This is a genomic window from Pseudomonas helvetica (assembly GCF_039908645.1).
Classification (GTDB): domain Bacteria; phylum Pseudomonadota; class Gammaproteobacteria; order Pseudomonadales; family Pseudomonadaceae; genus Aquipseudomonas; species Aquipseudomonas helvetica.
Genome location: NZ_CP150917.1, coordinates 2,843,250 through 2,857,779, shown reverse-complemented (window position 1 = coordinate 2,857,779; position 14,530 = coordinate 2,843,250). Strand labels below are relative to the sequence as shown.

General features: G+C 58.6%; 9 protein-coding genes and 1 pseudogene. 7 read left to right on the top strand and 3 right to left on the bottom strand.

Features of this window, described 5'->3' with window-relative positions:
* Nucleotides 1-310: 310 nt before the first annotated feature.
* Both AABM55_RS13165 and AABM55_RS13160 read left to right on the top strand, forming a co-directional pair.
* A complete protein-coding gene (locus tag AABM55_RS13165) occupies nucleotides 311-1,969 on the top strand; it encodes a nitrite/sulfite reductase (protein WP_347929804.1) in 1,659 nt (552 codons plus the stop codon).
* Nucleotides 1,953-2,447, top strand: coding sequence for a DUF934 domain-containing protein (locus AABM55_RS13160; protein ID WP_019690775.1), 495 nt, complete (start codon nucleotides 1,953-1,955; stop codon nucleotides 2,445-2,447). Before AABM55_RS13165 ends, AABM55_RS13160 begins: the two co-directional genes overlap by 17 nt.
* Nucleotides 2,448-2,522: 75 nt before the next feature.
* On the opposite strand, the gene AABM55_RS13155 is transcribed toward AABM55_RS13160, so the two are convergent.
* The gene (locus tag AABM55_RS13155) at nucleotides 2,523-6,356 is read right to left on the bottom strand and encodes a DUF6543 domain-containing protein (protein WP_347929803.1); all 3,834 of its coding nucleotides are present in this window, start codon (nucleotides 6,354-6,356) and stop codon (nucleotides 2,523-2,525) included.
* A 205-nt stretch (nucleotides 6,357-6,561) separates the two neighbouring features.
* Nucleotides 6,562-7,584 carry a protease SohB gene (sohB, locus tag AABM55_RS13150; protein WP_103319724.1) on the bottom strand — a complete coding sequence of 341 codons (1,023 nt, stop codon included), beginning with the start codon at nucleotides 7,582-7,584 and terminating at the stop codon, nucleotides 6,562-6,564.
* A gap of 205 nt (nucleotides 7,585-7,789) precedes the next feature.
* Between sohB and AABM55_RS13145 the strand changes: the two genes are divergently transcribed.
* From AABM55_RS13145 to AABM55_RS13135, 3 genes are all read left to right on the top strand, one after another.
* On the top strand, nucleotides 7,790-8,500 hold the full coding sequence (locus AABM55_RS13145; RefSeq protein ID WP_103319722.1) for a histidine phosphatase family protein: 711 nt from the start codon (nucleotides 7,790-7,792) through the stop codon (nucleotides 8,498-8,500).
* Between the two features lie 50 nt (nucleotides 8,501-8,550).
* A complete protein-coding gene (locus AABM55_RS13140; RefSeq protein ID WP_019690779.1) occupies nucleotides 8,551-8,865 on the top strand; it encodes an SCP2 sterol-binding domain-containing protein in 315 nt (104 codons plus the stop codon).
* A 307-nt stretch (nucleotides 8,866-9,172) separates the two neighbouring features.
* Nucleotides 9,173-11,020 (top strand): amidohydrolase, encoded by a 1,848-nt coding sequence (locus AABM55_RS13135; protein ID WP_347930024.1) that lies wholly within the window; start codon nucleotides 9,173-9,175, stop codon nucleotides 11,018-11,020.
* Between the two features lie 240 nt (nucleotides 11,021-11,260).
* On the opposite strand, the pseudogene AABM55_RS13130 reads toward AABM55_RS13135, so the two are convergent.
* Nucleotides 11,261-11,470: pseudogene (locus AABM55_RS13130) on the bottom strand (addiction module antidote protein); the annotation flags it as partial.
* Between the two features lie 578 nt (nucleotides 11,471-12,048).
* On the opposite strand from AABM55_RS13130, the gene AABM55_RS13125 reads away from it, so the two are divergent.
* Nucleotides 12,049-12,423 carry a DUF6124 family protein gene (locus AABM55_RS13125; protein WP_347929802.1) on the top strand — a complete coding sequence of 125 codons (375 nt, stop codon included), beginning with the start codon at nucleotides 12,049-12,051 and terminating at the stop codon, nucleotides 12,421-12,423.
* A 341-nt stretch (nucleotides 12,424-12,764) separates the two neighbouring features.
* Nucleotides 12,765-14,483, top strand: a complete 1,719-nt coding sequence (locus tag AABM55_RS13120; protein ID WP_347929801.1) for a hydrogenase maturation protein — start codon at nucleotides 12,765-12,767, stop codon at nucleotides 14,481-14,483.
* The last annotated feature ends 47 nt before the right edge of the window (nucleotides 14,484-14,530 follow it).

The following is a 14,530-nucleotide window of genomic DNA, read 5'->3' as shown; positions in this document are numbered from 1 at the left end:
TTTGGTTGGGTTGCTCATTGCATCGCCTCTTGTCGGTTTTATCGGTGATTGCAGAAAGACTCGAGCACAGTTAAGTAGAGGATTGCCCGCACCACAAATGTGGGTAAGACAATAACCAGTCTCATTAGTCGATTTGGTTCTTTACATATACTCAAACATCACTTTTGCGCATAAACGCAAACTGGTATCTTGCCTCGGCTCCGTGGGGAGTGCGCGGCCGTGCGCGCAGAATTGCCAAGGCAGTATCGGAATCAAGCGAGCGGAAAACGCAGCTGTTCCTGATTGGCCCAAGCCTGAGAACAGGACCTATATGTACGTATACGACGAGTACGATCAGCGGATCATCGAGGACCGCGTCAAGCAGTTCCGTGATCAGACCCGACGCTATCTGGCAGGCGAGCTGAGCGAAGAAGAATTCCGCCCCCTGCGCCTGCAAAATGGCCTTTACATCCAGCGCTTCGCTCCGATGCTGCGGGTTGCCGTGCCTTATGGCCAACTGACTTCGCGCCAGACGCGAATGATGGCCAAGATTGCCCGCGACTACGACAAGGGCTATGCCCACATCAGTACCCGGCAGAACGTCCAGTTCAACTGGCCGGCACTGGAAGACATCCCGGACATCCTGGCTGAGCTGGCGACCGTGCAGATGCACGCTATCCAGACCAGCGGCAACTGCCTGCGCAACGTCACCACCGATCAGTTCGCCGGTGTCGCTGCCGACGAGTTGATCGATCCGCGTCCGTGGTGCGAAATCGTCCGTCAGTGGACCACCTTCCACCCGGAATTCGCCTACCTGCCGCGCAAGTTCAAGATCGCCATCAACGGTTCGACCTCGGACCGTGCAGCCATTGAAGTCCATGACATCGGCCTTGAGCCAGTGCACAACGCCGCAGGCGAACTGGGTTTCCGCGTGCTGGTCGGTGGTGGCCTCGGCCGAACGCCTGTCGTTGGCGCGTTCATCAATGAATTCCTGCCGTGGCCAGACCTGTTGAGCTACCTCGACGCCATCCTGCGTGTGTACAACCGCTATGGTCGTCGCGACAACAAGTACAAGGCGCGGATCAAGATTCTGGTCAAGGCCCTGACGCCTGAAGTCTTCGCACAAAAAGTCGACGCGGAAATGGAATACCTTCGCGGTGGCCAGACCACGCTGACCGAGGCTGAAGTGCATCGCGTCGCCAAGCACTTCGTCGATCCGGACTACAAAGCCCTGAACGATCAGACGGCAGAACTGGCTGAACTCGACAAGCAATATCCGGGCTTTGCTCGCTGGCGCACCCGCAACACCCTGGCTCACAAGAAGCCGGGGTATGTCGCGGTGACCCTGTCGCTCAAGCCGACCGGCGTTGCTCCGGGTGACCTGACCGACAAGCAGCTCGATGGCGTTGCCGACCTGGCCGACCGCTACAGCTTTGGCCAGCTGCGCACCTCCCATGAGCAGAACATCATTCTGGCTGATGTCGAGCAGAGCCAACTGTTCACCCTGTGGGGTGAATTGCGCGAGCAAGGCTTCGCTACACCGAATATCGGCCTGCTGACCGACATCATCTGCTGCCCCGGTGGCGACTTCTGCTCCCTGGCCAACGCCAAGTCGATCCCGATCGCCGAAGCCATCCAGCGCCGTTTCGATGACCTGGACTACCTGTTCGACATCGGCGAACTGGACCTGAACATTTCCGGCTGCATGAACGCCTGTGGTCACCACCACGTCGGGCACATCGGCATCCTCGGAGTGGACAAGAAAGGTGAAGAGTTCTACCAGGTATCCCTCGGCGGCAGCGCCAGCCGTGACGCCAGCCTGGGCAAGATCCTCGGCCCGTCCTTTGCACAGGACGACATGCCTGACGTGATCTCGAAGCTGATCGACGTGTACGTGGAACAACGTACCGAAGACGAACGCTTCATCGACACCTATCAACGTATCGGCATCGACCTCTTCAAGGAACGCGTCTATGCAGCGAATAATTAAGAACAACGAAGTCATCGACGAAACCTGGCACTTGCTGCCCAAGGACGCTACCTTCGACGGCATTTCCAACTGCGACGACCTGATCGTCCCGCTGGCCCTGTGGCGCGATCACGCGCATGCGCTCAAGGCTCGCGATGGCGGTTTGGGCGTGTGGCTGGATGCCGATGAAGAAGCCGAGGAAATCGGTGACGACGTCGATCAGTTCCAGGTTATTGCCTTGAACTTCCCGGCCTTCACCGACGGGCGCAACTACTCCAACGCGCGCCTGCTGCGTGACCGTTACGGCTACAAGGGCGAACTGCGGGCGATTGGCGATGTGCTGCGCGACCAGTTGTTCTACCTGCACCGCTGCGGTTTCGACGCGTATGCATTGCGCGCCGACAAGGACCCGTACGAAGCCCTTGAAAGCCTCAAGGACTTCTCGGTGACCTACCAGGCCGCCACCGACGAACCGCTGCCACTGTTTCGTCGCCGCTGATCGAAAAAAACCTTGAGCCCGGCGCCTGTGCCGGGCTCAAGGTTTTTTATTGTGGCTACAGACTCCTCGCTCCACCTACGACGCTTGAAAAGTCTCGCCGTCGAGACTGGCTTTTTTCACAGGCGGCTCCTTGAATAAAGTGATTCTGTCTTCCAGTCGTACAAAACTGGCAAACGGGTCATCCCCATCGAGAGGCGACCATTCCACGCCCTCGAACAGGTGCTGGCAAAGCTCCTGCGAAGCATCCATCTCATTAACCATTCGCCACACTCGCTGTTGCAAAGGTGCATAGTCCACCAGGAAATCGGCCGTGCGCGTCAGTACGTCCAAAGTGTCGAAGAAACGATTACTCCCCTCTTTTGCAAAAAGACGCTCCCAGCGTGCGGTCTGTTGTGCCGCCTGCTCAGGGAGAAGCCCGGTCAACCAAGCGTTTGGCCTGGCAAAATCGCGTGCCGCAGCCCCCATCCACAGGTTGATCCGGGTCTGCTTACGGTGTTCCATGATCCATTTCAAACTGTCTGCGTCGGTTAACGGATTGCCTGAAAGCAAGACGTTGCCCACGGCCACCGACTGCTTACGAACCGATTCAGGCACTCGGACAAGCTGGTTATCACGTAGATCCAAGCGCCCCAGGCCAGGAAAATCCAGAGCAAAAGTCGGGCAAGACTCAAGCTCCGCACGCCTCAACTTGAGTTGACGCAATTCGGACATCTCAAACACTGGCGGTGGGAGACCCAACGGATTTTCGCTTAGATCGAGCTCCTGAAGTCGGGTGAGCTCGGCGAGTTGGCCTACGGTTCCCTCCGTCAGGACCAGCCGGGTCGCTTTCAGGTTCAAGACCTCAAGCCGAGACAACTGGCCGATGGCAGGCGGCAATCGACCAACCGCTATGCCATTCTGGTCAAAGAGTCGTAGATCAACGCCCTGCATATTCAATGTGCGAAGGTTGGGGAAACACTCAAGGAATCCGTTAAGGCTGCCGCGCTGCGTTAACTTGAAATTCGGCATGGTGAGAGAGACTACGTCATTCAACTTTACGTTGAGCTGCGGGAGGTAGTGCATCTGCTCGAAGTCCATATCCAGGTGAAAGCCGATGAACTGTCCGTCCCGATAAACCCGGCTTTCTGGCCCGCTACGCTTTTGCCAAATGGCGATCAGGTCTTCGGCCAGCTCATATCGGGTATCACGTTCAATATCCATCCATTCGTCTATGCGCGCGTCGTTCTCCGCCTTAATCTCGGCGTCGCTCATTCCCTCCGTGCCCTCATCACCCGCGAGCAGAATATCTATATCCATCTCTTCGATATCATCGGTGATGTTTTCGATCCAACCGGTGATATCGAAACGTAGTTGCTCTGACTGCAACCTCAGCCGATAAAGATCAGCCTGAGCCTGGGCGCCTGCATTCAATAGAAACTCATCCGCTTGTTCAGTCGTAAAAGCAGGATAAATCTCTTTAACCTGAAGCCTCATGATTTCTGTGGACAGCTCGCCGAACTGCGCGGTGCCAGGGAATCCACCGCCGTGCAACCCGAAACGCTGAAAGGGCAATCCGGAGTCGATCCTGTGTAGCCCCAGCATCAATTCGGAGCGCGGCAGGACGTGTTCCCGAATTTTGGACTGCAAGTCCTGCCATTCGCGGCCTGGACGCAAACCGAGGGCCGCGCGTTGTTCTTGCGGCAGAAGCCCGAACAGCGCTTGATCAAAGTCAGCCGTACCGACCCGCCCGTAGAGCGCCTCGATTCGAGTCGCACGCGACCAGCCCGGCAGCCGTTCCAGCGTCTGCAATACAAGCACATCACTGTCGGCGTTTTCGACCGACTTCAGATAAAGCCCCTCATAGGCGCGGCACAGACGTACATGCTGCGTGTACTGCTGCGCCTTGCCGCCCAACTGCCCGAGCACTCGCTTGGCGTCAGCCAGCGTGTGGGGCGCAGCAATGTCCACTCCCGACCTGTCGAGCATTTGCTCCACCGCACTTTTTGGTAAACCCGGGTATTGATCCCGAAATAACCTGATCCAGTCATTATCCGAATGCTGTAGCGCGTCGTAGCGCTGCCTGAACTGTTCGACTCGCGTGCTTTTTAGCTGTTCGGCCTGCGCCGAGCCTTCGGGGAACGCGTCAACGGCACGCTGCAGATCCTGATCGAGCGTGAAACGACTGATGGTATCCGCCAGCACCGGAGCCGGTGACCGCTGCCCGGTGTGCATCAGGCGTAATACATCATCATCCACGGGGCTGACATGAGCTATCTGGACCAGAACCTCATCACTGAATGCCTGGACACTCGGCCCAATACCTCGCATCAGCTGCGCCCGTTCAGCGCCAACGGCGGAAGGTGCAACATTTCCGGCCACCAGCGAGGACTCGCCGGACAAGGGTTCGTCCATAAACGCGGGGGCAGGACCGGATTCAGACCCGATGCCGACGGCATGCTCTTCGGCCTTGATGGCTGCCCCTTCCGCGGCCAGTGGCAAGGCATTGAGCAAACCGAATACGGTGCGTGTGACACCTGCCGAGCGCTCTTCAGCGGTCTTGCCATCAACCGCCTGAGCCAGCCCATAACCGGCATCGATCAGCCCGGACAGCGCCAACAAACCTTCGCCACCCGGAATGAACAACGCCAAGGGACCAAATTTGTTGATCCATTGCACAATGGGCTCGACCACCGCACTCAAATCATCCCGATTGGCCTGGGCATCGTCACGGATCGTTTCAATACTGGACTGGGCCGCTTGCTTCATCAGCAACACCCACTGCGCGAAGGGATCGGCTGGAGACATCGCGACCTCAAAGTGAATGTAATCGGCAGGATCCCAGTAACCATCATCGTTGAAAAAACCATGGCCTTTCTTCAAATGATGCTGTTTGGGGTAAAGCGCCATGCCCTCCAACGCGGTCGACACGCCCGCGTGGAATGTGCCGTCCTGCCGGTCATCTTCGGAAAAATGCGCTGCCAGAGCATCCCGCCGGGCAACGTCCCGGCCCACATCGACCACCCATTTGTGTAACGCCTTTTGATCGGCGAACTCGTGGAACGGAGAAGAGTTACTCGGGATATAAAGCAAAATCCGCTCACTGGTTTTCTCTCGAAAGCTCCAGATATCGCTCGATACATAACGGTAAATGACCAGACGCGCAGCCTCTATGGAGGACTCCGTCGTCGCCCAGGCCTGCAATTGCTCAACCGTCAGTTGCTCCCACGTTTGCTGCGGATCAAACCCTGCAGCCCGCAGTGCCAGTTTGAGTCCGTCCTGGGTCAGGCTGTTTTCCCGGTGTTGCAAATAAGCCGCCATGACAAAGGCCGTCTTGACCGAAGTGCGCAGCGGATAACCTTGGGGGGCAAGACAAACCTCGTCGGAAGGCCACGCAGCGTGCACATAAGCGGTGTATTTGTCCTTGAACTCCAGCTCCCACACCCACTTTTTGAACGCTGCCGGCTGCAGCTTTAGCTGAGTGCTCGGACCGTAGAGCTGAGGGTTGGTCTGGCGGTAGATGCCCTCATAGTCCAGGAACCCGCCGTCTGGATTGATAGACTCATCGATCTCGACGATTTGGATTTCCGGGCCCACGACAGGAGGCGTGTACAGGCCGAATCCCGTTTCCCCGAAACGACCCGCGCCCACGGTCTGATGGTTGGACAACAGGGCCTGTACCAGGCTTTGTGATTTTCTGACCCGGCCTTGCTGCACGTCCTGTTGTGCAGGGTAACCATAAAAATGGTAATTGAGGTCAACCAGGCGAGCAGCCAATAACTCTGCCCCCCAACGTTCCTCGATCAGCTTCGCGGCATATTGGGTCGGGGTCGAGGGCAATACGGCGTCCAGTGCAAGGCTCGACAGTGGCTGTTTGTTCCGAGCAGATAACCGGCGGGGGACAGGCTGGTGTTGACTCTCTAGCGCCATCATTTGCAATCCTTTGCAGTTGATTCGGGAGCTATGAGCTTATGCATCGCCTGCCGCAAAAAAAGCAGGAAATGTCCTCAATCCGGTGGGAAAACGCGACGGTCTCAAAAGACCTGAAATACGGCGGGTAAAAACTCGAAACTGAGCAGCGTCGAGCATTGCACTCGACGCCGTAAAAACGGGCCCGCATTGGCGAGCCCCGTGCTCCCTACCAAAAACGCTGCTGGGTGAGACGGCTCCACCACGTCAGCAAGACCCGATCAATCGAACCGCTGGCCGCCAGGCCGACGCGTTCTTGCAGGCTCTTGCGTTCGGCATAATGCAAGTGAAACAGCTCTGCGCCCTTGGCCCGTTCGGCAAGGTATTCATCGCTGGTTTTCAGCTCATCGACCAGTCGTTTTTCCAGTGCGGCAACACCCAGCCAGACTTCACCGGTGGCCACTTCATTGATGGCCAGTTGCGGCCGGTAGCGTGAGACGAAGTTCTTGAACAGTTCGTGAGTCACATCCAGGTCTTCCTGGAACTTCTCCCGGCCCTTCTCGGTGTTTTCGCCAAACACTGTCAGCGTGCGTTTGTACTCACCCGCCGTCAGGACTTCAAAGTCGATGTCGTGCTTTTTCAGCAGGCGATTGACGTTAGGCAACTGCGCCACCACCCCGATCGAACCCAGAATGGCAAACGGCGCACTGATGATCTTCTCGCCGATGCACGCCATCATGTAACCACCGCTGGCCGCGACCTTGTCGATACACACGGTCAATGGCACACCGGCCTGACGAATGCGCGCCAGTTGCGAGGACGCCAGACCGTAGCTGTGAACCATGCCACCGCCGCTTTCCAGGCGCAGCACGACTTCGTCCTTCGGCGTGGCCAGGGACAACAACGCGGTAATTTCATGGCGCAGGCTTTCAGTCGCTGAAGCCCTGATGTCACCATCGAAATCCAGCACGAACACCCGCGGTTTGGCTTCCGGCTTTTTCTTCTGTTTTTTCTCGGACTTGGCTTCGGATTTACGCAAGGCCTTGAGCTGGTCCTTGTCGAGCAGTGTCTGCTCCAGGCGCTCACGCAGTTCCTTGTAGAAATCATTGAGTTTACTGACCTGCAACTGGCCCGTGAACTTGCGCCGGCCTTTGCTGCGCAACGCCGCAAAGCTGGCCAGGACCACCAGAATGGCGATCACCAGGGTAACGGTTTTAGCCAGAAAACTTGCGTACTCGGCGAAAAACTCCACATTGACTCCTTAACGACAGTGCGCCGCAGAACACGCAGGCGCGTATACCTTCAGCATACCCATGCAGCCGCGTTGCGACCAGTCGTGAAACCTTCTGCAACAGGCCCCCAACGAGCATTTCAAACAAGCGTATGTTTTTTCATTGACAGCTCATCGCCATCCTCATAACCTCGCAAAACCTTCAACGTACCCGGATGACGCGGACGTGGGCAGCATCTATTTGATTCGACATGGCCAGGCCTCTTTCGGTGCAGACGACTACGACGTGCTGTCGCCGACTGGTATTCGCCAGGCAGAAATACTCGGCAGTCACCTGGCTGAACTGGGATTGAGTTTCGATCGCTGCCTGTCGGGCGACCTGCGTCGCCAGCAACACACCGCCAGCAGTGCCCTGGCACAATTCGGCGCTGTCGGCCTGCCAGTGCCGCCGCTGGAAATCGATTCAGCCTTCAACGAGTTCGACGCCGACGCGGTGATTCGCGCGCTGATTCCGGACCTGCTGCCCGAAGAACCCGAAGCCCTGAATATTCTGCGCAATGCCGCGCAGAATCGCGGCGAGTTTCAGCGAATCTTTGCCTTGATCATCGAGCGTTGGTTGGCCGGTACTTACGACCCACCGGGGCTGGAAAGCTGGCCAGGCTTCGTCGAGCGGGTCCAGGCCGGTTTGCAGCGTATTCTCGAACAGGCCGACAACACCCAGAAAATCGCCGTGTTCACCTCCGGCGGGACCATCACTGCCCTGCTCCACCTGATTACTCAAATGCCGGCCAGGCAGGCCTTTGAGCTGAATTGGCAAATCGTTAACACCTCGCTCAACCAACTGAAGTTCCGTGGTCGCGAGGTGACACTGGCTTCCTTCAACAGTCATGCACATTTGCAACTGCTGAAGGCCCCGGAACTCATCACTTTCCGTTGAGTCCGGATCACTGTGACCCTTGCTGTAACACTTCATAAAAGGATCGAACCATGACCTCCGTAGCTGACGCCGTACAAGCCATGAAAGCCAAGTTCAACCCAGCCGCTGCTGCCGGTCTGGACCTGGTTTTCGGTTTCCGCATCGACGACACCAAGAACTTCTCGCTGATCGTTAAAGACAGCACGTGCGAGCTGAAAGAAGGCGAGAACCCGGACGCTCAAGTGACTCTGGTCATGGACGGCGAAACCCTGGAAGGCATCGTCGACGGCTCGACCGACGGCATGCAGGCATTCATGGGCGGCAAACTGCGCGCTGAAGGCGACATGATGCTGGCCATGAAACTGTCCGAGCTGTTCCCAAGCTAAGACGACGGCTCCCAGCCTCGGGAGCCCTCTGGCTGCCTACGAATCCCGCCCTTATGGCGGGATTCGTCGTTTCTGCCGGTCGTAAATGTGCCCGCCCGACACATCGACTGCGGATTTGCCGTCTATATTCTTTGCTGGCCGTATGGCTCGCACATTCGGCTGCTCGCTCGACCGAACACCTGCGGAGAACGGCGCCATGAGCCCACCTGATGAACACGACGATTTCAACCACCGCCGCGTACTGCAAGGCCTTTCGGCAGGCACCGTCAGCGCCTGGACCAGTCCTCTATTTGCGCAGAGCACCAGCATGACCAACTCCCCAGCCGATCTCATCCTGTTCAACGGTCGCATGCACACGGTCGACCGGGATAAACCCCTTGCGAGCGCGGTCGCCATCAAGGACGGGCGGTTTATTACCGTCGGCAATGATACGGACGTCATGCCCCTGCGCGGCGCCAGCACGCAAGTCATCGACCTGCAAAAACGTACGGTGATCCCTGGCCTCAACGACTCGCACCTGCACCTGATCCGTGGCGGCCTGAACTACAACCTCGAACTGCGCTGGGAAGGTGTGCCGTCATTGGTCGACGCCTTGCGCATGCTCAAGGACCAGGCTGATCGCACACCGGCACCGCAATGGGTGCGCGTGGTCGGTGGCTGGACCGAGTTCCAGTTCGCCGAAAAGCGCCTGCCGACGATTGAAGAGCTGAACAAGGCTGCGCCTGACACACCGGTGTTCGTCCTGCACCTGTATGACCGCGCCCTGCTCAACCGCTCAGCACTCAAAGTGGTGGGCTACGACCGCAATACCCCGAACCCGCCGGGTGGCGAAATCCAGCGCGATGCCAATGGCGACCCTACAGGCATGCTGATCGCCCGCCCGAATGCGATGATTCTCTACTCGACGCTGGCCAAGGGGCCGAAGCTGCCACTGGAGTATCAGCTCAACTCGACCTGGCAGTTCATGCGCGAACTCAATCGCCTCGGTGTCACCAGCGCCATCGATGCCGGTGGCGGCTTTCAGAATTACCCGGACGACTATCAGGTCATCCAGCAATTGGCGAAGGACCGGCAACTGAGCGTGCGCATCGCTTACAACCTGTTCACCCAAAAACCCAAGGAAGAACTGACCGACTTCAAGAACTGGACCAGTACCTCGCACTACGGCCAGGGTGACGATTTCCTGCGGCACAACGGCGCTGGCGAAATGCTGGTGTTCTCCGCCGCCGACTTTGAAGACTTCCTCGAACCACGCCCCGATCTGCCGCAAACCATGGAGCAGGAACTGGAGCCCGTGGTGCGGCATCTGGTCGAGCAGCGCTGGCCATTTCGCCTGCACGCCACCTACAACGAATCGATCAGCCGGATGCTCGATGTGTTCGAAAAGGTCAACCGCGATATCCCGTTCGACGGGCTGCCGTGGTTCTTCGATCACGCCGAAACCATCACCCCGCAGAACATCGAGCGGGTTCGTGCACTGGGCGGCGGCATTGCGATTCAGGACCGCATGGCTTTTCAGGGCGAATACTTTGTCGACCGTTACGGCGCCAAGGCTGCCGAGCACACCCCTCCGATCCAGCGCATGCTCGCCGAAGGTATTCCGGTCGGTGCCGGCACCGACGCCACACGGGTTTCCAGCTACAACCCATGGACATCACTCTACTGGCTGGTCAGCGGCCGCACCGTCGGCGGCCTGGAGCTTTACCCGCAAGGCCTGAGCCGTGACACAGCGCTGGAACTCTACACCCATGGCAGCGCCTGGTTCTCCTCCGAGCAAGGCACAAAGGGCCAGATCAAGGTCGGGCAACTGGCCGATCTGGTGGCGTTGTCTGCCGACTACTTCAGCGTCGACGACGAAGCGATCAAATGGATTGAATCGGTGCTGACCGTGGTCGATGGCAAGGTGGTGTACGGCAGCCTCGAATTCGAAAAACTCGGCCCACCGCATTTGCCGGTCATGCCCGACTGGTCACCGGTGGTGAACGTGCCGGGGCACTGGAAACCCTTGGCACCGCTCACTGCCCAGATGCATCAATGCGCAGGTGCCTGCGCAGTGCATGCCCACAGCCATGAGCGGGCGCGCTTGTCGAACGCACCCGTCAGCGACTTCCAGGGATTCTGGGGCGCGTTTGGCTGTTCGTGTTTTGCGTTTTGACAAATGCCTTTGACAGTAAGCCCGCCAATGGCGCAATGCTGTTCACTTAAGGAAGTCTGGAGGCCTGAGAAGTATCTGTGGCGAGGGAGCTTGCTCCCGCTGGACTGCGTAGCAGGCCCAATTCAGGGCCGCTTCGCGCCCCAGCGGGAGCAAGCTCCCTCGCCACAACTGCGGTTGTGCCTGAAACATCGGCTTAAGTGAACAGCATTGCGCCATTGGCGGGCTTGTTGTTCAAGGATTTCAAGCACGCCCTACGGTGGCGTGGAGCTCAATGCCCATCGCACGCATCACTTTAATCACCGTGTCGAAGCGTGGCTTGGCGCCTGGCGCAAATGCTTTGTACAAGCTTGCCCGACCAAGGCCTGAGTCATTCGCAATCTGGGCCATACCGCGCGCTTTGGCGACGTATCCAACCGCACGGATGAACTCGTCAGTGTCGCCCTCGGCCACTTCCAATCGAGGGTCACTTTATGCCTTGGTCCTCCACGTGAAACCCTACATAGATAACCAAGGTGTAGAGCCTGCACCCGTAGCAAGCTGCCGAGCCCGCGAGGCTGCGTTCGAGGACAGAGTCCTCGCCAACCCTGCGTACGCGATTTACCTGAAAGAAGGTGTTGCTTGATTTTACGACCGCTTCGCGGCCGAACGCAGCCTCGCGGGCTCGGCAGCTGCTACGACGGGCGTTTAAGCTTGCCTACGCAGTGCTCATCAGAGGCTACAACGTCTTGCGTCACGGCCTACACCTACGCCAGAATCCGCCGGCTTGTGCGCTTTTGGCCTTGCTCTTATTGTTTCCGTGTCACTGCTCATCAGTGATCGGGTCTGCAAGCCCGCCGGAAATAACCAGTCGCACAGCAACACCATAAGCAAAGGACGATTTTTTGTGTCCGCTTTATGGCGGCTTTGCGCGGGAGACCTTAGGGTCTGCCGGGTTCCTGGTTTCCCGGTCTTGCAGACCCGCGCTTAGCTGCCACCCATCATCTGCAAGTGATATTGGCAGCTCCTTTGAAACAATCAGGAGCATCACCATGTTCAAACCAACGCCCAACCCTCCCGAAACCGATCCCGTCTCTCCCTACGCCTCCCTCGATTCAAAAGAGCTCCACGCCGCTGCACACCGTGCGCTCGATCACTACCTGGTGCTGCCCGAAACCAAGGCATTGTTAGCCGACCGACGCCCCGGCTGCATTTTCGTCATTGCCCCCGACGTTGACAGCGAAACCCTGCTGGCCCACGCCTGCGAAACCCTCGCCTCAGTGAATGTCATGGCCAGCGATCTGGCATTCGACCTCGAAGGCCCCAAACGCAATACCGCGCTGGCGATTCAGCAGATGATTTCGCTGACCGAATTGGCGGTGAATCGCGCCTTGGATCACCTTGATCCGCCGGATTCACTGGAGTAGAAAGCAACACCGTGGGGCACTTGTGGCGAGGGGGCTTGCCCCCGTTCGGCTGCGCAGCAGTCGTCACCCCGGCCAACGGAAACTTCCAGATACACCGCGGACACCGGTTTTAGGGTCGCTTCGCGCCCCAACGGGGGCAAGCCCCCTCGCCACAGGTTCTCGGTCGTGTCTGCGAATAACGAAAACCCGCCGCCTTTTCACAAGGCTGCGGGTTTTGTCGTTTCAGATTGATCTCGATCAGCTAACCCTCGCCACACACTCTCTACCCTTGCGCCTCCATCAAAGGCCAGGGACGGCTCAATGGGAGCCTCCGGCCGCGCATCCTCAGGGAAGAGTCACTCATGCGATCATTGAAGATCATTTTGTTGTCATCGGCGTTCAACGGTTTGACCCAACGGGCCTGGCTGGACTTGCGCCAGTCAGGTCACGAGCCCAGCGTGGTGCTGTTCACCGACGAAGCCTCGGTGTGCCGGCAGATCGAAGAATCGGCGGCCGATCTGGTGATCTGCCCGTTTCTCAAGGATCGTGTTCCGCAACAGCTCTGGAGCAACCCGGACCGGCCGGTGGTGATCATTCATCCAGGCATCGTCGGCGACCGCGGTGCCAGCGCGCTCGACTGGGCCATCACCCAGCAGGTCAGCCGCTGGGGCGTCACGGCCTTGCAGGCGGTCGAAGAAATGGACGCCGGGCCGATCTGGTCGACCTATGAATTCAATATGCCCGCCGACGTGCGCAAATCCGAGCTGTACAACGGCCCGGTGAGCGACGCCGCGATCTATTGCATCCGTGACGTGGTGGAAAAATTCGCCAGCGACTTCGTCCCGACACCCCTCGATTACACGCAACCGAACGTCATCGGGCGCCTGAAGCCAAACATGAAACAGGCCGACCGAACCTTCAGCTGGCACGATTGCGCGCAGTTCATCAAACGCACCCTCGATGCCGCCGACGGTCAACCCGGAGTGCTGGCGAGCCTGGCCGGCGGGCAGTATTACCTGTACGACGCCCACCTGGATTCACGTACCGGCACGCCGGGGGAAATCCTTGCCGTGCAAGACGATGCCGTACTGGTCGCGACCGGCGATCACAGCCTGTGGATCGGCTCGCTCAAGCGCAAGGCTCAGCCAGGAGAAGAAACCTTCAAATTGCCGGCGCGGCATGTGCTGGCCGGGCAACTCGATGCAATACCGGTACTGGACGGATCGATCGCCAACCAACCGTTCAACGAGGCGACCTATCAACCGATTCGTTATCGGGAGTCGGGGCACGTCGGTGAACTGACCTTCGAGTTCTATAACGGCGCCATGAGCACCGAACAATGCCAGCGGCTAGTTGCAGCGCTGCAGTGGGCCAAGGCTCGGGACACCCAGGTGCTGCTGATCAAGGGCGGTCGTGGAAGCTTTTCCAACGGTGTGCACCTCAATGTCATTCAGGCTGCCAAGGTGCCGGGGCTGGAAGCCTGGGCCAATATTCAGGCGATCGACGATGTCTGCAAGGAAATGTTGACGGCCCGGCAACTGGTGGTCAGCGGCCTGACCGGCAGTGCCGGAGCCGGCGGTGTGATGCTGGCGCTGGCCGCCGACATCGTGTTTGCCCGAGCGGGTGTCGTACTCAATCCGCATTACAAAACCATGGGCCTGTATGGCTCCGAATACTGGACCTACAGCCTGCCCCGAGCAGTGGGCAGCGAAATCGCGCACAAGCTGACCGAAGACTGCCTGCCGGTCAGCGCGTTTCAGTCCTGGCAGTTGGGGATGATTCAGGAGATTGGTCCGCGCTGCCCCCGCGAGTTCAGCCAATGGCTGTTGCAACAGGCCAAGGGCGCTTTGACCGATGAAAAGTACGCGGCGTTTCGCGCGCAAAGAACCAGCATGGACGTTCAGCAGATCGAACACTGTCGCGAGGCCGAGCTGGCCCAGATGCAACTGGACATGGTGCACAACCGCCAGCAGTTCGCCGAGAAGTGCCGCAACTTCGTGTTCAAGCGCAAAACCTGCCAGACCCCGCAGCGCTTGATCGCGCCGTGGGCATTGGAGCGCGAAGTGACGCTGATCGCTTGATCGACAGGGCTTTGTAGCAGCTGCCGAAGGCTGCGTTCGGTGCGGGC

Bases quoted from the DNA above. Each gene is read 5' to 3' on its own strand.
- AABM55_RS13165 (WP_347929804.1), top strand. From the start codon at position 311: ATGTACGTATACGACGAGTACGATCAGCGGATCATCGAGGACCGCGTC.
- AABM55_RS13160 (WP_019690775.1), top strand. From the start codon at position 1,953: ATGCAGCGAATAATTAAGAACAACGAAGTCATCGACGAAACCTGGCAC.
- AABM55_RS13155 (WP_347929803.1), bottom strand. From the start codon at position 6,356: ATGATGGCGCTAGAGAGTCAACACCAGCCTGTCCCCCGCCGGTTATCT.
- AABM55_RS13140 (WP_019690779.1), top strand. From the start codon at position 8,551: ATGACCTCCGTAGCTGACGCCGTACAAGCCATGAAAGCCAAGTTCAAC.
- AABM55_RS13135 (WP_347930024.1), top strand. From the start codon at position 9,173: ATGACCAACTCCCCAGCCGATCTCATCCTGTTCAACGGTCGCATGCAC.
- AABM55_RS13125 (WP_347929802.1), top strand. From the start codon at position 12,049: ATGTTCAAACCAACGCCCAACCCTCCCGAAACCGATCCCGTCTCTCCC.
- AABM55_RS13120 (WP_347929801.1), top strand. From the start codon at position 12,765: ATGCGATCATTGAAGATCATTTTGTTGTCATCGGCGTTCAACGGTTTG.